Origin of the sequence: Rhizobium oryzihabitans, from assembly GCF_010669145.1 — a bacterium.
Classification (GTDB): Bacteria; Pseudomonadota; Alphaproteobacteria; order Rhizobiales; family Rhizobiaceae; genus Agrobacterium; species Agrobacterium oryzihabitans.
In genome coordinates, this window is the sequence record NZ_CP048632.1 from 2,649,592 (window position 1) to 2,666,807 (window position 17,216).

Here is a 17,216-nt window from a genome sequence, read left to right on the forward strand (position 1 = left end):
CTAATAAAGACCCCATGTTCCGGTTGAAGGCCGGGACGACATCTTTGTGGGAGAACAGGCCCTTGGAAGTCAAATGGCTCGAGGATTTCCTGGCGCTGGCCGGAACGCTCAATTTTTCGAAGGCGGCGGATGAGCGGCATGTGACGCAATCCGCTTTCAGCCGAAGGATCAAGCAGTTGGAAGCCTGGGTGGGCGCCACGCTGGTCGACCGCGCCTCTTATCCCTCCCGGCTGACCGAAGCGGGGGTGAAATTCGTGCCGGTGGCGCAGGAAACGCTGAAACAGCTTTACCACGCCCGGCGCACTCTGCTTCAGGAGGAGGGGGCGGATGCGAAGACCGTGCGACTGACGGCGCTGCACACGCTGTCTTTCACCTTCTTTCCAGACTGGCTGAAAAGGGTAAACGAGACGGCGGGGCCGCTGTTTTCAGTTTTGAGGCCCGATTCCGGCAGCATGGAGGAAAACCTTAATTCGCTGGTGGATGGGCAGAGCGATTTCCTTTTGACCTATGCCCATCCCGAAGTGCCGATGCTGCTCGATGCGCAGACCTTCGAGTTCCGCGTGCTGGGTGCAGAAAATATCATTCCCGTTTCCGCGCCGGCGAAAGATGGTTCACCGCTGCATGAACTCGTGGAAAACGCGAAGAAACCCTTTGCATATCTGGATTACGAAAAGGCGTCGTTCTTCGGGCCGCTGCTGCGCGATCTCTTGAGCGCGCGCCTGCCGCAGTTCGAGCGGGTGCATGAGGGTAGCATGTCGGTGGGGCTGAAAGCCATGGCAATGGCTGGCTGGGGTGTCGCCTGGGTGCCGGAAAGCCTGATGCGGCACGAGCTGGACAGCGGCACGCTGGTGCGTGCCGCGGATCACAGTTTCGATATTGCCGTCGATATCAGGCTTTATCGTTCCAAGGAGAACCGCCGCCCCGTTGTCGAGCGCATATGGGCGGTTCTCGAAGATTGATCGTGGTCAGATCGCCGTGCGGCGGGCGTTTTCGAGATAAAGCGCGCGCAGGCGGCTCACCAGCGGGCCGGGCTTGCCATTGCCAACCGGCTTGCCGTCGATCTTCGTCACTGAAACCACGAAGTTGGAGGCGCTGGTGAGGCACGCCTCATCGGCATTCAGCGCCTCTTCCAGCGTGAAAGGCCGCTCTTCCAGCGTGAAGCCGGCTTCCTTGGCCAGTTGCAGGGCGGCAAGGCGGGTGCAGCCGGGCAGGGTCTTGTTGCTGTTGCCGCGGGTGATGATCTTCCTGTCGCCGGTGATGATATAGGCGGTGGAGGATGCGCCTTCGGTGACAAAACCGTCCTCGATCATCCACGCCTCGTCGCAGCCTTCGGCCTTGGCGATGCGTTTTGCCATCACCTGCGGCAGAAGGCAGACGGTCTTGATGTCGCGGCGCTCCCAGCGCTGGTCGGGAACGGATTTGACCGCAAGGCCCGCCTCTTCGACAGGGGTGCCGATGAGTTTCTTGGCTTGGGTGAACATCACCAGCGTCGGCTTCAAATCAGCGGAGAACAGGAAGTTGCGGTCTTCCGCACCACGCGTCAGCTGCAGGTAGATCATGCCTTCGACGAGGTTGTTGTCGGCGATCAGGCGGCGTTCGGCCTCGACGATTTCCTTCGTCGTGACCGGCAGCGGCACGTCGATTTCACGGGCGCTGCGTTCAAGCCGGGCCATATGCAGGTCGCTGTCAATCAGCTTGCCTTCCAGAACGGAGGTGACTTCATAAATGCCGTCGCCGAACAGGAAACCGCGGTCGAAGATGGAAAGGCGGGCGTCCGCCTCAGGCAGGAATTCGCCGTTGAGGTAAACGATGCGACCGGGTTGGCTAGTCATGAAAACTCCGTCTGGAAAGGTCAGGCTGAAAGAAGGGTTTTGAGGGTATCGATGGAAATGGCCTCGACAGTTGAGACTTTGCCGGTTGCGGCATTGAAGCCTATTGTCGTCGTTGCCGTGCAGAGCGAATTGAGGATCGCCTCTTCGCTCGCCTCTATGGCGGCCTCGAACAGCGGCGAAATCGCATCGTTGGAGAGTTCAGGGAAATCGGCGACGGCCTTGCGGCGCGCAGGTGTTTTGCGAAGCCGCTCGTCGGTCGAAAATGCCAGTGCATAGTCGCCGGAACCATTGCTGAGTGCGGCGCCCGTGCGGGCCAGCCCGCCGAAGCTTCTGGCGGCCAGACGCTTCAGATTGCGGGAGGAAAGCGGCGCATCGGTTGCGATGATGATGACGATCGAGCCGTCCTTGTCCTTGTGCTCCGGGCTCACATAGGGCTTGCCGCAGACGAGGAGATGGCCGCCATAGTTGGACTGTACGAGAACGCCGAGCGTATAGGTCTCTCCGGCGATGGTGACGATGCGCGAGGCGGTGCCGATACCGCCTTTCATGCCGAAAGCGACCGTACCGGTTCCGGCACCCACGCCGCCCTCGGCCACCGGGCCTGTGGCCGCGTTTTGCAGCGCGGCTGATATCTCATCGACCGTCGGCCGGCCGGCACGGATGTCGTTCAGGCGGGAATCGTTGGTTTCGCCGACGACGGCATTGATCGAGACGACTTTCTCATTGCCCGGCTGCGCCAGCGTATGGCGGTTGATTGCCTCGATGGCCCGGCCTGTCGCCAGCGTATTGGTGAGGATGACAGGTGTTTCGAGCTCGCCGAGTTCCTCGATCTGGGTGGAGCCGGCGAATTTGCCGAAGCCGTTATAGACGGCGAAGGCGGCGGGCACCTTGTCCTGAAAGAGATTACCGCCATGCGGAAGGATCGCGGTTGCGCCGGTGCGGATCGTGTCGCCTTCGATGACGGTCGAGTGGCCGATGGTCACGCCTTCGACATCGGTGATGGCGTTGAGCGGGCCGGTCTCGAAATGGCCGGGCCGGAAACCGATATCGCGCAGTCTCTGGCGGGTCGTCTGATGCATCGGGCGATCACTTTTGCGGAATGCAGGCTGAAATTGGAGCGGGCGCGGCTTGCGAAAAGCTTTGCCTGTCCGAACGTTAGCCTAGTTCTCCGCGAAACGGCATCGCAAAAATGGAATAGTTTTATGCGGGCAATGGATGCGCTCAGGAGGCGCGTTGCGCGGTTTCGCCTCCACGCTCCAGCCATTGCCACATGGCTTCCTCGGTCTCTTCGCGCGTGGGCGCGCCGACGCGGCCGCCGAAGACGGTGCATTTGAGTGCGGCGGCAACGGAGGAGAGCCGGATGGCCGCGCGGCTTTCCATGCCCTCAGCCATCGCAAGCGCAAAGGTGCCGTGGAAGATGTCGCCCGCCGCCAGCGTATCTACCGCCTCGACCTGCATCGTTTCCTGAAAATGCACGGTCGGATCGCCAGCTTCCGTCCAGTAGCAACCTGCTGGTCCGGCGGTGACGGCGATGAAGGTCTGCGGGTAGCGGGCATGCAGCACCGGCAGCATGGCTTCCACGACCTCAAGCCCCGTCAGCCGGGCGGCGGCGGGTTCGGAAAAAACGATGTGGGTTGCGGCAGGCGCGAGCTTTTCAAGGGTTTCGACGGGCGCGACATCACCATCCAGAATGGCGGGTTTGCCGAGGGCGCGTGCCACCGTCAAAACATCGAGCGCCAGTTCCGGCCAGCGCACATCCACCAGAACGGCGTCGAAAGTGGCGAGGTCTGCCGGCGTGCAGGAGCGCTTCTTCTCGTGCAGCCGGTGATCGTAGAAAGGCACGATCAGCCGTTCGCCACGATCATCGATTATGATTGTCGAGAGTGCGGAACGAGCACCGGCGGCGACCGTCATGCCTGATGTGTCGATGCCGCTTTCGGCGAGGTCGCGCAGGATACGGGTGCCGGTCTCGTCGTCGCCGACTGCACCCCACAGGCTGGCGTGGCCGCCCATGCGGTGCACCGCATAGGCCGCGCTGGATGCCATGCCCTCGGCAATCTGCAGCATCTCATAGGGCAGGACCTTGCCTTCGCCCTTCGGCATGTCATGGACGCGAAACAGCGTGTCGAGCACGGCAGCGCCCACGCACAGCACATGCCTGCGGCTCTCGTGTTGGCTCTCCATGCCCGTCACCCTTCTCAGTTCTCAGATTCGCTTACCGCTTGCCTTGTCGAAGAGATGCACCATTTCCGGGTCGATGGCGATATGGATCGTATCGCCGAACCGAACGTCCAGCCGCTCGCGGAACAGGCAGGCGATCTCGTCGCCCTTGCAGTTCAGTTTGGCATAGATTTCCGAGCCGGTGCCTTCGACCAGTTCGACACGGCCCTCGATACCACCGCTTGCCGCGCGGATATGTTCCGGGCGCACGCCGTAGACGAGGTCGCGGCCACCCAGTGCGGCAATGTCGGTGTTGGCGGGCAGGGGCAGGCTCAGGCCCTTCACCGTGCGGAACACGCCTTCTTCAACGCGTCCGCGAATGAAGTTCATGGCCGGTGAACCGATGAAACCGGCGACGAAGAGGTTGGCTGGGCGATCGTAGAGCTCCAGCGGCGCGCCGATCTGCTCGATGACGCCATCATGCAGGACAACGATCTTGTCGGCCATGGTCATGGCTTCCACCTGGTCGTGGGTGACATAGATGGTGGTGGTGCCAATGCGCTGGTGCATGGCCTTGATCTCGCCGCGCATCTGCACGCGCAGCTTGGCGTCAAGGTTGGAGAGCGGCTCATCGAACAGGAAGACCTGCGGATCGCGCACCAGCGCGCGGCCCATGGCGACACGCTGGCGCTGACCGCCGGAAAGCTGGCGTGGATAACGGTCCAGCAGCTTTTCCAGTCCCAGAATGGCGGCGGCCCTGTCCACCTTGGCCTTGGTTTCGTCGGCGCTCACCTTCTTCAGTTTCAGCGCGAAGCCCATATTGTCCTTCACCGTCATGTGCGGATAAAGCGCGTAGTTCTGGAACACCATGGCGATATCGCGGTCGCGGGCAGGCAGGTGGCTGACCTCGCGCGCGCCGATGTGGATTTCGCCGTCGCTCAGTTCCTCCAGCCCGGCGATCATGCGCAGCAGGGTGGACTTGCCGCAGCCGGAAGGGCCAACGAGCACGACGAATTCGCCATCTTTGATGTCGATATCGATGCCGTGGATGATGTTGACTGCGCCGAAGCGCTTCTGGACGTTTAGAATATTGACCGGTGCCATGTGGATGTTCCCGTATTTTTAATTGGTTGGTTCAGCCGCCCTTGACGGCGCCGGCGGTCAGGCCCGCCACGATCTGTTTCTGCGCGAACATTGTGAGCAGCAGCACCGGCAGCGTCACGATCAGCGCGGCGGCGGCAAGCGGTCCCCAGCTCACCTGTTCGAAGGAGAGCATGTTGTAGACCGCGACCGGCAGGGTGCGCGTTTCACGGCTGGCCAGCACGATGCCGAAGACGAAGTTGTTCCACGAGAAGATGACCGCGAGGATGAAGGAAACGACGATACCGGGCTTGGCGATCGGCAGCGCCACCAGCCGGAACACCTGCCAGGAGGACGCGCCGTCAATGCTTGCCGCCTCTTCCAGCTCCTTCGGCGTGGTCTCGAAATAACCGATCATGATCCAGACCACGATAGGCACCGTCACCACCAGATGGATGATGATCTGCGGCCAGAGCGTGCCCAAGAGGTTCAGCCATTGGAACAGCAGGAACAGCGGGATGAGGAAGGAGAGGCCGGGCGTCATGCGGGCGATCATGATCACGACGGCCGATTTTTCCGCCTTCAGCCGCGCGATGCCGTAACCGGCGGGCACGCCGATCACCAGCGCCAGAATGGTGGCGGCACCCGTGACGAGGACCGAATTCCAGAAATAGAGGAAGAAATTATTCTCCTCGAACACCTTCACATAGTTCGACCAGGCGAAACGTTCGGGGATGAGGATTGGCGGGTAGGCGCCGTTGTCGATTTCATATTTCAGCGACAGCGAGATCATCCACATAAAGAACAGGATGACCGGCGAGATCATCACCAGCGCCACGAAGAACAGGCCGATGCGATCAAGCGTCTTGCGTTTCAGGATTTTTGCAGACATCAGCGATCCTCCATCTCGTTCCATTGCGAGCGCTGGCGCACCATCAGAAGCACGAAGGAGAGCGCCACGATGATGATGAAGAAGACGACGGCCATGGCCGAGCCGTAACCGATGTCGTAATAGGCGAATGCCGTGTTGTAGAGATAGATGTTGATGGTTTCGGACGCCGTGCCGGGTCCGCCCTGCGTCATCGCATAGATGATGTCGAAGCTTTTGACGGCGTCGATGGAGCGGATGATGACGGCGATCATCAGGAACGGCGCAATCATCGGCATGGTCAGGTAACGGAACTTCTGCCAGGCATTGGCGCCGTCGATTTCGGCGCTCTCATAGGGCTCGCGCGGCACGGCAGCGAGACCACCAAGCACGATCAGCATGACCAGCGGCGTCCATTGCCAGGTCTCCACCAGCACCAGCGAGGGGATGACGGTGGACTGGTTGTAGATCCATTCCAGCGGGCCGATGCCGATGAAGGATAGCAGATAGTTCAGGACGCCGAGCTGCGGGTGGAACATCATGGTCCAGACGAGCGCGATGGCGACCGGGGTCGCCATCATCGGCATCACGAAGACGCCGCGCAGGAAACCGCGCAGCGGAAACTGCGCATCGAAAACCAGCGCCGCCAATGTTCCAAGGAACAGCGGGGCGACGACCGACAGCACGGTATAGATGAGCGTGTGCCAAAGCGATTCCCAGAAACGTCCGTCACTTGCGAGCCGGATGTAGTTCTCGAAACCGATAAAGCTCTGCTCCTGTCCGAGCGTCCAGCGATGCGCGCTCATCCAGAGCGTAAAGACCCATGGAAAAACGATCACCGCCGAGATGACGACAAGTGCCGGTATGACAAAGGGCCAGTAGTTGGGAGCAAGCCTTGCCGGCCTGCTCCCTTCCTTGCGACTGACGCCTGTTTTGGTGTTTTCGATGCTCACGGAGGCCATTATCCCTCGCTACGCGCCAGAACGGGTGCGAACTGTTCCGTCGCCTTCTTGAGTTCGGCCGCCGGATCCGCGCCGCCGATCATGTTGGTGAGGCCGACGCCGTAGATGTCGCGGAACTCCGTCACCGGAATGATGACGGGCAGGGCAAGCTGCGAGACCTTGCCGGAACCGACGACCGCATCCAGCCAGGCGGCCGGCATCTTTACGCCTTCGCGCACCTTCTGGTCTTCGAGGATGGATTGGCGGAACGGAACACCGGCACCGGCCTGCAACAGACGCGCGCCCATTTCATGCGAAATCGCCCATTGGCAGAAGAGGTAAGCGGCTTCCTTCTTGCTGCTGGCTTCGACAACGCCGAGACCATCGCCGAAGGTGCCGGCGGCCTGCGTTGCAGGGCCCTTCGGCATGACGCCGTAACCGACTTTGCCGACGACGCGGGATTTTTCCGGGTTCTCGATCGGCGGTGCAAAACCGACGCCATCGAACCACATGCCGATCTTGCCCTGCAGGAAGGCCGACTGCGCTTCCGCCCAGTTGAAGCCGGAGACGCCGGGAGGGGCTGCCTTGGTCATCAGGCGCTGGTAAAGCGCTGCCGCTTCCACCGCTTCCTTGGATTCGGTATCGATCTTTCCATCTGCGCTGATCGGCTTTGCGCCGTAACCCAGCATCAGCGAGGTCCAGACGGGGGTATTGGCATTCTTCAGGCCACGGGCGACGAAACCATAGGTGTTGGTGGAGGGATCGGTGATCTTTTCCGCCGCGGTCACCAGTTCCTCGAAGGTTTCAGGGTATTTCAGGCCCTTGGCTTCGAAGAGTTCCTTGTTCCAGTAGACGATCCAGTAGTCCACCGAGAAGGGCAGCGAGCGCAGCACGCCGTCACTATCCTTGGCAAACAGCATGCCGGCCTCGGCAAAATCCTTTTCAACCAGCGACGGATCGGTGAGCGACGGGTCCTTCAGGAAGCCGCTGATATCGGCAAGCCATTTGCCCTTTTCGAACTGACGCTTCTGGACGTGATAGCTCAGATGCACCACATCGAAGCTCGGCTTGCCGGAGGAAAGCTCGATCACCACCTTCTGGCGCTGCTGCTGTTCCGGGGTTGCCTCGGCATTGACCTTGATGCCGGTCAGTTCTTCGAATTCGCCGAGATATTTGATCAGCGTTTCGCTGCGCGGGCTTTTGACGAGGTTGACCTCAAGCGTGGTGCCGGCGTGTTTTTTCCAGTTGACCGCCGCCGATGCCGGGCGAATGCCGAGCATCGCGCCGCCGCCAAGCGCCGCCGTGCCTGCCAGAAAGGCGCGACGCGTGGGGTTGAGCAATGAATGCGTCATGTCAGTTCTCCTCCAGATTAGCCGGAAATTCTCCTCACCCCGGCTTGTTGCTTATTTTCCTGCAATCCCGGCGCAGGACCCTCTTCAGTCCCTGCCGGAATTGCCCTAAACCGCCAGCGCCCTGTCCCTTGCGTTGCGGATATGGGCGGTCAGCCGCTCCACGGCGTCTTCGACGGATCGCCGCTCGATGGCCTCTAGAATGGCGAGATGTTCCTTCATCACCGATTTCACATGGCCGGCGATGCGGAAGCGCTCCTGATTGATGAGGCGCATCTTGATGGAATTGACCCGATAGGCGTTCGAGATGATCGAATTGCCGAGCGCATCGATGAAAGCATCGTGCATGCCCCAGTCCACCTGCTGCGCATGCTGGTCCAGTTCCGGTGATTCCCCACCGTTTTCAGCCGCTTCGGCAATATCGCGATGCTGTTTCAGGAGCTTCGCGATGGTTTCGTCGGAGGCCGAACGGGTAAAGAGCGCCACGGCCTCCTTTTCGAGAAAGATACGGAACTGGAACGCCTCGCGGATGAGGTTGATGTCGATATGGGCAACCTGCAATCCCCGCTGCGGCACGGTCTTGATCAGACCTTCCGCCTCCAGCCGTGGAATTGCCTCCCGGATCGCGCCCAGCGGCAGACCCGTCAATTCAACGAGGCGGCGTTGCGAGATGAATTGCCCCGGGCGAACGTCGCGCGAGAGAAGGTGATGCGTAAAGCTTTCATACGCCCGTTCCCGCAATGTCTGTTCGCCGGTATCGTCCATGCTCAACCTTTCAAGGTCTGTTCAGGCGGCCTGTTTGCGAAACAGCGCATCAAATGCACCTTCGATCTGCCGCCGGTCCTCCGGTGAAATAGCAACGAGCGGCGCGCGCACGTCAGACCAGATATTTTCCCCTGTCGTGTGTGATACCAGCACCTTGACGGCGGGCGTAACCGGGAATTTCAGAAGTTCCACAACAAGATCGACGATGCGTGGGTCGTCCTTGCCGTCAACGGCCATGGCACGGACTTCCTGCGTCAGGAAATTGGCGACGCCTGATATCGCGCCCTGACCGCCGAGGCGAACGCCCTTGGCGAGATCGCGCTCATCGCCGATCAGGATGGCGAGATCGCCGTGGTCCTTCAGCAGACGCTCGGTATGGCTCCAGTTGCCGGAGGAATCCTTCACACCGGTGACGATTCCCGGGAAGGCCTTCTTGAGACGACCCACCAGTTCGACCGACAGTGTCACCATGGTCACGGAAGGGATGTTGTAGACGAGAATGTCGCGTGCGCCCTTGCCGATCTTTTCGAAAACCGCCGAGAACCAGGCAAACAGCCCGTCATCGCTGACATTCTTGAAATAGGAGGGCGGGGCGAGAAGAATATTGCGAGCGCCTGCGTTCAGGGCCTCGGCGGATTGTTCGGCCGCATCCTCGATTGAATCCACGAGAACGCCGGTGACCAGACGGGAGGGTGCAATGCCTGCCTCGATGAAGCGGGAGAGAATGACTTGCCGTTCGCGGCTACCGACCGAGCAACCTTCGCCCGTGGTACCGAAGAGCGTTACGCTGTCGCAGCCATTTTCAAGGCAGCGGCGGGCATGGGCGATCATGGCGTCGATATCGACCGTTCCATCCGCTTTGAAAGGGGTTGTCAGGGCTGCCGAAAGGCCGAATTTCTGGGTCAATTAAGATGCTCCTCCAAGGTGACCGCGAATTGATGGCACACTGACATGTTAGTTGTAAAGAGGTAATCGCAATATGACTGTTCGGAAGGAGAAGGTGACGGAATTCGCCTCCAAGTCAGGCTGAGGATCATCCTTGTGCGGGGGCGGAATGGAACGATTACCTCGGTCAAGGCAGCGGCTGTTTCATCACGACGACAGTTGGCCTATCCTCTCTGCGGAGGGAGCGGATAAATGCGAAAATAAAATTTGACTGTTGGAGTAAAGATTTTTATCAGGCAGTCTGAATATAGGGATAAAGGGACTATCATCATGACCATTGCGGAGCCGTCAGCGCCTGTAGCAGAGATCGAGCAGAGCCGCGTCAAGCGCCTGAAAGCGGCAACGCGCGGCGCACATGGCGGTCTCGATGCCTTCATCATGGCAGCGAAGCCGTTCGAGAGCCGGGAGAACTTCGGCAAATTCGTGGAAACGCAGTATCTTTTCCATCGCGATCTCGATGTCTTCTTCGCCAATGCGACGCTTGACGGCCTGCTTCCCGATCTCAAAGGCCGCCGCCGTCTGGCGATGATCGAGCAGGACCTTGCCGATCTCGGCCACGCAATTCCCGAAACCGTGGCACCACGCTTTACCAGCGAGACGCCGTTCGATCTGCCGGAGGCCATGGGCTGGCTTTACGTGGTCGAAGGCTCCAATCTCGGCGCGGCTTTCCTTCTGAAAGATGCAGCCAAGCTTGGCCTCACCGAAGAATTCGGCGCGCGCCATCTGGCCGGCGCTCCGGAAGGACGTGGCCTGCACTGGCGCACTTTCACCGCCGCGCTTGATGAAATTGCGCTGACGGTTGAAGAGGAAGAGCGGGTTGTCGCGGGCGCCGAGGCTGCCTTCCGGGCCGTGCATGCTTATGCGCAGCAGCGCCTCGTCTGAGATTTCGGCATAGCTTTGCGATTGTTGTCCTCATCGCGCAGACGTGCCCCGTTGCGCGGGTGTGTTCGATTGAGTCATAAAGTCCCTGCGGCGTCACCCCGGACTTGATCCGGGGTCCAGTGCGATCAAGTCCTTGATCGCGAAAGACTCCTCTCACGGCGCAGACGCGCCGTGGCTGGATGCCGGATCAAGTCCGGCATGACGGAGGTGAGCATTTCGGATGCCGTGCCACGCTCTGCGACCGTTTAGAGGGTCTCCCATTTCCCGCACATTATGTTCGGTATTTGCTGAATAAACAGGCAAATATTTTTACCAAATGATAAAAATTTTATCTTTTGGTCAAGGCTTGATGCGCCTCAAAATTTTATCCATTTGATAAAATTATTTTATTTGGTCTGGCACAGAACCTGCTACTCTTTTGTCAAGTCAGGAGACACCTGACGCTAAAAAGGGAACAGCAAAATGGAAGTTGGTGTTTTTATCCCGATCGGGAACAATGGGTGGCTTCTTTCCGAAAACGCGCCGCAATACAAACCGAGCTTCGACCTGAACAAGGCGATCACGCTCAAGGCGGAGCAATATGGTTTCGACTTCGCGCTGTCGATGATCAAGCTGCGCGGTTTTGGCGGCAAGACCGAGTTCTGGGACTATAATCTGGAATCCTTCACGCTGATGGCGGGCCTTGCCGCCGTCACCTCCAAGATCAAGCTGTTCGGCACGGCCGCAACGCTGGTCATGCCGCCGGCCATTGTTGCCCGCATGGCGACGACCATCGATTCCATTTCCGGCGGCCGTTTCGGCATCAACCTGATTACCGGCTGGCAGCGTCCGGAATATAGCCAGATGGGGCTTTGGCCGGGTGACGATTATTTCGGCGACCGCTACGAATATCTCGGCGAATATACTTCCATCTTGAAAGAGCTGCTGACAGACGGACAATCGGACTACAAGGGCAAGTTCTTCCAGATGGACGATTGCCGCATGAAGCCGGTGCCTCAGGGCGACGTCAAACTCATTTGCGCCGGTTCCTCCAATTCCGGCATGGCGTTTTCGGCCAAGTTCGCTGACTACAGCTTCTGCTTCGGCGTCGGCGTTAATACGCCGAAAGCTTTCGCCCCCACCAATGAGCGGCTGCTGGCGGCAACGGAAAAGACCGGCCGCGAGGTTAAATCCGTCGTGTTGACGATGGTGCTTGCCGAGGAAAAATCCGAGGATGCCTGGGCGAAATGGGAGCACTACAAGGCGGGTGCGGATGAGGATGCGATCAAGTGGCTCGGTCTGCAAAGCGCTGTCGATACCAAATCCGGCTCCGACACCAATGTCCGGCACATGTCCAATCCCGTCTCGGCGGTCAACATCAACATGGGAACGCTGATCGGCTCCTATGAGGAAGTGGCGGCCATGCTGGACGAAATGAGCGAAGTGCCGGGAACGGGCGGCGTCATGCTGACCTTCGACGACTTCCTCGAAGGCGTCGAGAAATTCGGCAAATATGTGCAGCCGCTGATGAAGAGCCGCGCGCATGTTCAGGCTGCACTGGAGGCTGCGGAATGAGTGAAGCCGTCGTGGCGGGTTACAAGGGGCCGGAAAGCCGTTCGGAAAGCGTGACGCTTCCCGCCCGGCCGGAGCCGATCACCCTGAAACCCAGCGAGACCGCCGTTGTCGTGGTCGACATGCAGAACGCCTATTCGACCGAGGGCGGTTATGTCGATCTGGCCGGTTTCGATATTTCCGGGGCCAAGGGCACCATCGCCAACATCAAGAAGACGCTGGATGCGGCACGGGCGGCGGGCGTTCAGGTCATTTATTTCCAGAATGGCTGGGACAAGGACTATGTCGAGGCGGGCGGGCCGGGTTCGCCCAACTGGCACAAGTCCAATGCGCTGAAGACGATGCGCAAGAGGCCGGAGCTGCAGGGCCAGCTCTTGGCAAAGGGCACGTGGGACTATGCAATCGTCGACGAGCTGCAGCCGCAGCCCGGCGATATTCTGGTGCCGAAGACGCGTTATAGCGGTTTCTTCAATACCAATATGGACAGCGTGCTGCGCGCCCGTGGCATCCGCAATCTGGTCTTCGTCGGTATCGCCACCAATGTCTGCGTGGAAAGCTCGCTGCGCGACGCCTTCCATCTCGAATATTTCGGGGTGATGCTGGAGGATGCCACACATCATCTCGGGCCGGACTATATCCAGCAGGCGACGGTCTACAATGTCGAGAAATTTTTCGGCTGGGTCGCCACCGTCAATGATTTCTGCGGCGTCATTTCGCAGGCCGCACCCGTCAGCGCTTGATATCCAACCACAAGAGGAGAACGAAATGCCGAAGAAGATTGTCGTGCCCGCCGGCACCAGCAAACCCATCGCTCCCTTTTCACCGGGAACCCTTGCCGATGGCGTGGTTTACGTTTCCGGCACGCTGCCTTTCGACAAGGACAATAATGTCGTGCATGTGGGCGATGCGAGCGCGCAGACCCGCCATGTTCTGGAGACCATCAAGTCCGTCATCGAAACCGCCGGCGGCACGATGGAGGACGTGACGATGAACCATATCTTCATCACCGACTGGGCCAACTACCAGGCCGTCAACACGGTCTATGCCGAATATTTCCCCGGCGACAAGCCGGCGCGTTATTGCATCCAGTGCGGCCTCGTGAAGCCCGACGCGCTGGTGGAAATCGCCACCGTCGCCCATATCGGCAAATAGGGCGAAACGGCAGATGATGCATTTCGAGGTTCATGGCCGGACTGATCCTGAGGCACCCACAATCCTGCTGTCATCGGGACTGGGCGGATCGGGCTCGTATTGGGCACCGCAGATCGAAGCCCTTTCCGATCATTTCCGGATCGTCACTTACGACCATCGCGGAACCGGCAGGACTGGCGGCGAGGTGCCGCTGGAGGGCGGCATATCGGCGATGGCGGATGATGTGCTGGAAATCGCTTCGGCGCTTAACCTCGAGAAATTCCACTTCATGGGTCATGCGCTTGGCGGTCTGATCGGCCTCGATATCGCGCTGCGCCAGCCCGGCCTTATCGACAGGCTCGTTCTTATCAATGCCTGGAGCAAGGCGGATCCGCATTCCGGGCGCTGCTTCGATGTGCGGATCGAGCTTCTGGAGAAATCCGGTGTCGAGGCTTTCGTGAAAGCCCAACCGCTGTTTCTTTATCCGGCCGCCTGGATGTCGGACCATCAGGAGCGGCTGGCGCGGGACGATGCCCATGGCGTCGCGCATTTTCAGGGCAAGGCGAATGTGCTTCGGCGCATCGCGGCGCTGAGGGGCTTCGATGTGGATACCCGCCTCGGCGAGATCGGCAATCCGGTTCTGGTGGTGGGCACGAAAGACGATCTTCTGGTGCCCTACACCCGCTCCCTGCGTCTCGTTGAGGGTTTGCCGCATGGCGAACTCTGCCTTCTCGATTTCGGGGCGCATGCGGTCAATATTACCGAAGCTGACCTTTTCAACGCTCGGCTTTTGCAGTTTCTGCTACCGGCAACACGAACATTCTGACGGGATTTTTAGGACAATGACCACAGCACTCGACGACAAGGCACTTGCAGCACTTTTCACCGCGGCGCGCACCCATAATGGCTGGGCTGACAGGCCGGTCGGCGACGAGACGCTGAGAGAGCTTTACGATCTGACGAAGATGGGTCCGACCTCGGCCAATTGCTCGCCGGGGCGTTTCGTGTTCGTGCGCAGCCAGGAAGCGAAAGAAAAACTGCGGCCGGCGCTTTCTTCGGGCAATCTCGAAAAGACCATGGCAGCACCCGTCACCGTGATCGCCGCCATCGACCGCGAATTTTACGAGAAACTGCCGATGCTGTTTCCGCATGCCGATGCCCGTTCGTGGTTCACCTCCAGCCCTGATGTGGCCGAGGAAACGGCCTTCCGCAATGCCACGTTGCAGGCGGGTTATCTCATCCTAGCAGCCCGGTCGTTGGGACTGGATACCGGGGCAATGTCCGGTTTCGACAAAGGCAAGGTGGATACGGCGTTTTTCGCAGGCACGACGTGGAAGTCCAATTTCCTGATCAATCTCGGCTATGGCGATCCGTCGAAACTCTTCGGTCGCCTGCCGCGCCTTGGCTTTGAAGAGGCCTGTGTCCTGGCTTGAGGGCCTGTTAAGGAAGGATAGTTTAGATGCAGATGATGTCTCTTGAAAAGGAAGCGGATATGGAGACGAAGACTGCACAGCAGCGCAGCCTCGAATACAGAAACGCCATGGCGCGGCTCGGTGCGGCGGTCAATATCGTCACCACGGATGGTGCGGCAGGCCGGGCGGGCTTTGCCGCGACGGCGGTTTGCAGCGTTTCCGACAATCCGCCCACGCTTCTCGTCTGCCTCAACCGCAATGCCTCCGCGTACAAGGTGGTGAAGGCTAACGGCGTCATCTGCATCAATACGCTTGCTTCAAAACACGAGGTGCTGAGCACCCTCTTCGGCGGCAAGACGCCGGCGGAAGAGCGTTTCGCCGCCGGGAGTTGGGGTGTGCTTGAAACCGGTGCCCCGGTTCTGGAGGACGCGCTCGTTTCCTTCGATTGCCGCATCCGCGAGGCGCATGACGGCGGTACGCATGATATTCTGATCTGCGAGGTTGTGGATATGAAGATCAATGAAGGTGATGAGGCGCTGATGTATTTCAACCGGCGTTACCGGGTGCTTTGAGCGCGGTCTTTTGAAAGTTGGAAGTGGCGGCAGTCTATCGACAAAGTCCCGTGGAACGGTTCTGTTTGGCGCGGCCATAGCATCCGCACACCGTCACCCCGGACTTGATCCGGGGTCCAGCGCGATCAAGTCCTTGATCGCGTAAGACTCTTTTCACGGCGCAGACGCGCCGTGGCTGGATGCCGGATCAAGTCCGGCATGACGGACGAAACGTATCGTCGTTTCTCAGAAATTCGAAGGCGTTTCCGGCCTCCCGGAAACGCCCTTTTCATTTACTTGATCAGCGGCAGAAGGTCGTTGATCGACTTCTTGGCGTCGCCGTAGAACATGCGGGTATTGTCCTTGTAGAACAGCGGGTTCTCGATACCGGAATAACCCGTGCCCTGGCCACGCTTGGAGACGATGACCAGTTTGGACTTCCACACTTCCAGAACCGGCATGCCGGCAATCGGCGAGTTCGGATCGTCCTGGGCCGCCGGATTGACGATATCGTTGGAGCCGATGACGATGACGACGTCGGTATTGGGGAAGTCGTCGTTGATCTCGTCCATTTCCAGCACGATGTCGTAGGGCACCTTGGCTTCAGCCAGCAGCACGTTCATGTGGCCGGGAAGACGGCCTGCCACCGGGTGGATGGCGAAGCGCACGGTCTTGCCGTCGGCGCGCAGCTTGCGGGTCAGTTCGGAGACCGCCGCCTGCGCCTGCGCCACCGCCATGCCGTAGCCGGGAACGATGATGACGCTGTCGGCGTCATTCAGCGCTGCGGCAACGCCTTCTGCGTCGATCGCCACTTGCTCGCCCTCGATTTCCATCGCCGGACCCGTCGTGCCGCCGAAGCCGCCGAGGATGACCGAGATGAAGGAGCGGTTCATGGCCTTGCACATGATGTAGGAGAGGATCGCACCCGAGGAGCCGACCAGCGCGCCTGTCACGATCAGCAGATCGTTGCCGAGCGTGAAGCCGATGGCGGCGGCGGCCCAGCCGGAATAGCTGTTCAGCATCGAAACGACGACAGGCATGTCGGCGCCGCCGATACCCATGATCAGGTGATAACCGATGAAGAAAGCGGCCAGTGTCATCAGCACCAGCGTCCAAGCGCCCGCGCCGTTGCAATACATGATGAGCAGCACGAGCGACAGGATTGCAGCGCCGGCATTGAGCAGATGTCCGCCGGGCAGCTTCTTCGCCTTGCCGTCCACCTTGCCGGCAAGCTTGCCGAAGGCGACGACGGAGCCGGTGAAGGTGACCGCGCCGATGAAGACGCCGAGGAAGACCTCGACCTTCATGATCGCCAGTTCAACTGGCGTCTTGTGGGCGAGGATGGCGGAAAAGCCGGTCAGCAACGAACGCGCGGTCTCATCGAGCGAGGCGACATGCGCTTCCTCGATATGGGCGTTGAAGCCGATGAAGACGGCGGCGAGGCCGACGAAGGAGTGAAGGGCTGCAACAAGCTGCGGCATTTCGGTCATCTGCACGCGGCTTGCGACGAAATAACCGAGAACGGAGCCGCCCGCCAGCATCAGCAGCACAACGAGCCACTGCCCGACGCCCTTGCTGATTTCAGGGCCGAAGACGGTGGCGACAATGGCGAGGCCCATGCCTGTTATGCCGTACCAGACGGCGCGTTTTGCGCTTTCCTGTCCGGAAAGGCCGCCAAGAGAAAGGATGAAAAGAACGGCTGCGGCAACATAGGCCGCGGAAACGATACCAATGGTCATAAACTGTCCC

Annotated in this window: 18 protein-coding genes; 8 read left to right on the forward strand and 10 right to left on the reverse strand. The window is 59.9% G+C overall.

The features are described from left to right. Positions 1-62 precede the first annotated feature (62 nt). Positions 63-959: a LysR substrate-binding domain-containing protein gene (locus G3A56_RS13395; protein ID WP_164056445.1), complete on the forward strand. Its 897-nt coding sequence runs from the start codon at positions 63-65 to the stop codon at positions 957-959. A gap of 6 nt (positions 960-965) precedes the next feature. On the opposite strand, the gene G3A56_RS13400 is transcribed toward G3A56_RS13395, so the two are convergent. From G3A56_RS13400 to G3A56_RS13440, 9 genes are all read right to left on the reverse strand, one after another. Next, positions 966-1,832, reverse strand: a complete 867-nt coding sequence (locus tag G3A56_RS13400) for a D-amino-acid transaminase (RefSeq protein ID WP_003492094.1) — start codon at positions 1,830-1,832, stop codon at positions 966-968. A gap of 20 nt (positions 1,833-1,852) precedes the next feature. Beyond that, a complete protein-coding gene (locus G3A56_RS13405) occupies positions 1,853-2,911 on the reverse strand; it encodes a P1 family peptidase (protein ID WP_082182870.1) in 1,059 nt (352 codons plus the stop codon). 142 nt (positions 2,912-3,053) lie between these two features. Further along, a complete protein-coding gene (locus G3A56_RS13410) occupies positions 3,054-4,016 on the reverse strand; it encodes a sugar kinase (RefSeq protein WP_082182869.1) in 963 nt (320 codons plus the stop codon). 21 nt (positions 4,017-4,037) lie between these two features. Continuing rightward, entirely contained in the window at positions 4,038-5,096 is a 1,059-nt protein-coding gene (locus G3A56_RS13415; RefSeq protein WP_082182868.1) for an ABC transporter ATP-binding protein, read from the reverse strand. Positions 5,097-5,127: 31 nt separating this feature from the next. Then, the gene (locus G3A56_RS13420; RefSeq protein WP_026363927.1) at positions 5,128-5,949 is read right to left on the reverse strand and encodes a carbohydrate ABC transporter permease; all 822 of its coding nucleotides are present in this window, start codon (positions 5,947-5,949) and stop codon (positions 5,128-5,130) included. 14 nt (positions 5,950-5,963) lie between these two features. Continuing rightward, the gene (locus tag G3A56_RS13425; protein WP_020011696.1) at positions 5,964-6,902 is read right to left on the reverse strand and encodes a carbohydrate ABC transporter permease; all 939 of its coding nucleotides are present in this window, start codon (positions 6,900-6,902) and stop codon (positions 5,964-5,966) included. Next, complete coding sequence (locus G3A56_RS13430) at positions 6,902-8,233, reverse strand: ABC transporter substrate-binding protein (protein WP_082182867.1); 1,332 nt, start codon at positions 8,231-8,233, stop codon at positions 6,902-6,904. The genes G3A56_RS13425 and G3A56_RS13430 overlap by 1 nt, the downstream gene beginning before the upstream one ends. A 105-nt stretch (positions 8,234-8,338) precedes the next feature. Next, positions 8,339-8,995 carry a GntR family transcriptional regulator gene (locus G3A56_RS13435; protein WP_082182866.1) on the reverse strand — a complete coding sequence of 219 codons (657 nt, stop codon included), beginning with the start codon at positions 8,993-8,995 and terminating at the stop codon, positions 8,339-8,341. A gap of 21 nt (positions 8,996-9,016) precedes the next feature. Then, positions 9,017-9,901, reverse strand: a complete 885-nt coding sequence (locus G3A56_RS13440; RefSeq protein ID WP_082182865.1) for a dihydrodipicolinate synthase family protein — start codon at positions 9,899-9,901, stop codon at positions 9,017-9,019. A gap of 309 nt (positions 9,902-10,210) precedes the next feature. Between G3A56_RS13440 and G3A56_RS13445 the strand changes: the two genes are divergently transcribed. The 7 genes from G3A56_RS13445 to rutF all read left to right on the forward strand — a co-directional run bounded on the left by G3A56_RS13445 (position 10,211) and on the right by rutF (position 15,488). Next, positions 10,211-10,822 (forward strand): biliverdin-producing heme oxygenase, encoded by a 612-nt coding sequence (locus G3A56_RS13445; RefSeq protein ID WP_082182864.1) that lies wholly within the window; start codon positions 10,211-10,213, stop codon positions 10,820-10,822. Between the two features lie 462 nt (positions 10,823-11,284). Further along, entirely contained in the window at positions 11,285-12,376 is a 1,092-nt protein-coding gene (rutA, locus tag G3A56_RS13450; RefSeq protein ID WP_080835877.1) for a pyrimidine utilization protein A, read from the forward strand. Continuing rightward, positions 12,373-13,113, forward strand: a complete 741-nt coding sequence (gene rutB, locus G3A56_RS13455; RefSeq protein WP_003492071.1) for a pyrimidine utilization protein B — start codon at positions 12,373-12,375, stop codon at positions 13,111-13,113. The genes rutA and rutB overlap by 4 nt, the downstream gene beginning before the upstream one ends. A 25-nt stretch (positions 13,114-13,138) precedes the next feature. Further along, entirely contained in the window at positions 13,139-13,525 is a 387-nt protein-coding gene (gene rutC / locus G3A56_RS13460) for a pyrimidine utilization protein C (RefSeq protein ID WP_003492069.1), read from the forward strand. A 13-nt stretch (positions 13,526-13,538) separates the two neighbouring features. After that, on the forward strand, positions 13,539-14,330 hold the full coding sequence (rutD, locus tag G3A56_RS13465; RefSeq protein ID WP_164056447.1) for a pyrimidine utilization protein D: 792 nt from the start codon (positions 13,539-13,541) through the stop codon (positions 14,328-14,330). Between the two features lie 16 nt (positions 14,331-14,346). Continuing rightward, on the forward strand, positions 14,347-14,937 hold the full coding sequence (locus tag G3A56_RS13470; protein WP_080835874.1) for a malonic semialdehyde reductase: 591 nt from the start codon (positions 14,347-14,349) through the stop codon (positions 14,935-14,937). A 26-nt stretch (positions 14,938-14,963) separates the two neighbouring features. After that, positions 14,964-15,488 carry an NADH-dependent FMN reductase RutF gene (rutF, locus tag G3A56_RS13475; protein WP_080835870.1) on the forward strand — a complete coding sequence of 175 codons (525 nt, stop codon included), beginning with the start codon at positions 14,964-14,966 and terminating at the stop codon, positions 15,486-15,488. A 272-nt stretch (positions 15,489-15,760) separates the two neighbouring features. On the opposite strand, the gene G3A56_RS13480 is transcribed toward rutF, so the two are convergent. Further along, a complete protein-coding gene (locus tag G3A56_RS13480; protein WP_080835866.1) occupies positions 15,761-17,206 on the reverse strand; it encodes an NAD(P)(+) transhydrogenase (Re/Si-specific) subunit beta in 1,446 nt (481 codons plus the stop codon). Positions 17,207-17,216: the final 10 nt, after the last annotated feature.

What these genes read in the sequence shown, in the direction of transcription:
- G3A56_RS13400 (WP_003492094.1), bottom strand. Translation starts at nt 1,832, where the DNA reads ATGACTAGCCAACCCGGTCGCATCGTTTACCTCAACGGCGAATTCCTG.
- G3A56_RS13405 (WP_082182870.1), bottom strand. Translation starts at nt 2,911, where the DNA reads ATGCATCAGACGACCCGCCAGAGACTGCGCGATATCGGTTTCCGGCCC.
- G3A56_RS13410 (WP_082182869.1), bottom strand. Translation starts at nt 4,016, where the DNA reads ATGGAGAGCCAACACGAGAGCCGCAGGCATGTGCTGTGCGTGGGCGCT.
- G3A56_RS13415 (WP_082182868.1), bottom strand. Translation starts at nt 5,096, where the DNA reads ATGGCACCGGTCAATATTCTAAACGTCCAGAAGCGCTTCGGCGCAGTC.
- G3A56_RS13425 (WP_020011696.1), bottom strand. Translation starts at nt 6,902, where the DNA reads ATGGCCTCCGTGAGCATCGAAAACACCAAAACAGGCGTCAGTCGCAAG.
- G3A56_RS13430 (WP_082182867.1), bottom strand. Translation starts at nt 8,233, where the DNA reads ATGACGCATTCATTGCTCAACCCCACGCGTCGCGCCTTTCTGGCAGGC.
- G3A56_RS13435 (WP_082182866.1), bottom strand. Translation starts at nt 8,995, where the DNA reads ATGGACGATACCGGCGAACAGACATTGCGGGAACGGGCGTATGAAAGC.
- G3A56_RS13445 (WP_082182864.1), top strand. Translation starts at nt 10,211, where the DNA reads ATGACCATTGCGGAGCCGTCAGCGCCTGTAGCAGAGATCGAGCAGAGC.
- rutA (WP_080835877.1), top strand. Translation starts at nt 11,285, where the DNA reads ATGGAAGTTGGTGTTTTTATCCCGATCGGGAACAATGGGTGGCTTCTT.
- rutB (WP_003492071.1), top strand. Translation starts at nt 12,373, where the DNA reads ATGAGTGAAGCCGTCGTGGCGGGTTACAAGGGGCCGGAAAGCCGTTCG.
- rutC (WP_003492069.1), top strand. Translation starts at nt 13,139, where the DNA reads ATGCCGAAGAAGATTGTCGTGCCCGCCGGCACCAGCAAACCCATCGCT.
- rutD (WP_164056447.1), top strand. Translation starts at nt 13,539, where the DNA reads ATGATGCATTTCGAGGTTCATGGCCGGACTGATCCTGAGGCACCCACA.
- G3A56_RS13470 (WP_080835874.1), top strand. Translation starts at nt 14,347, where the DNA reads ATGACCACAGCACTCGACGACAAGGCACTTGCAGCACTTTTCACCGCG.
- rutF (WP_080835870.1), top strand. Translation starts at nt 14,964, where the DNA reads ATGCAGATGATGTCTCTTGAAAAGGAAGCGGATATGGAGACGAAGACT.
- G3A56_RS13480 (WP_080835866.1), bottom strand. Translation starts at nt 17,206, where the DNA reads ATGACCATTGGTATCGTTTCCGCGGCCTATGTTGCCGCAGCCGTTCTT.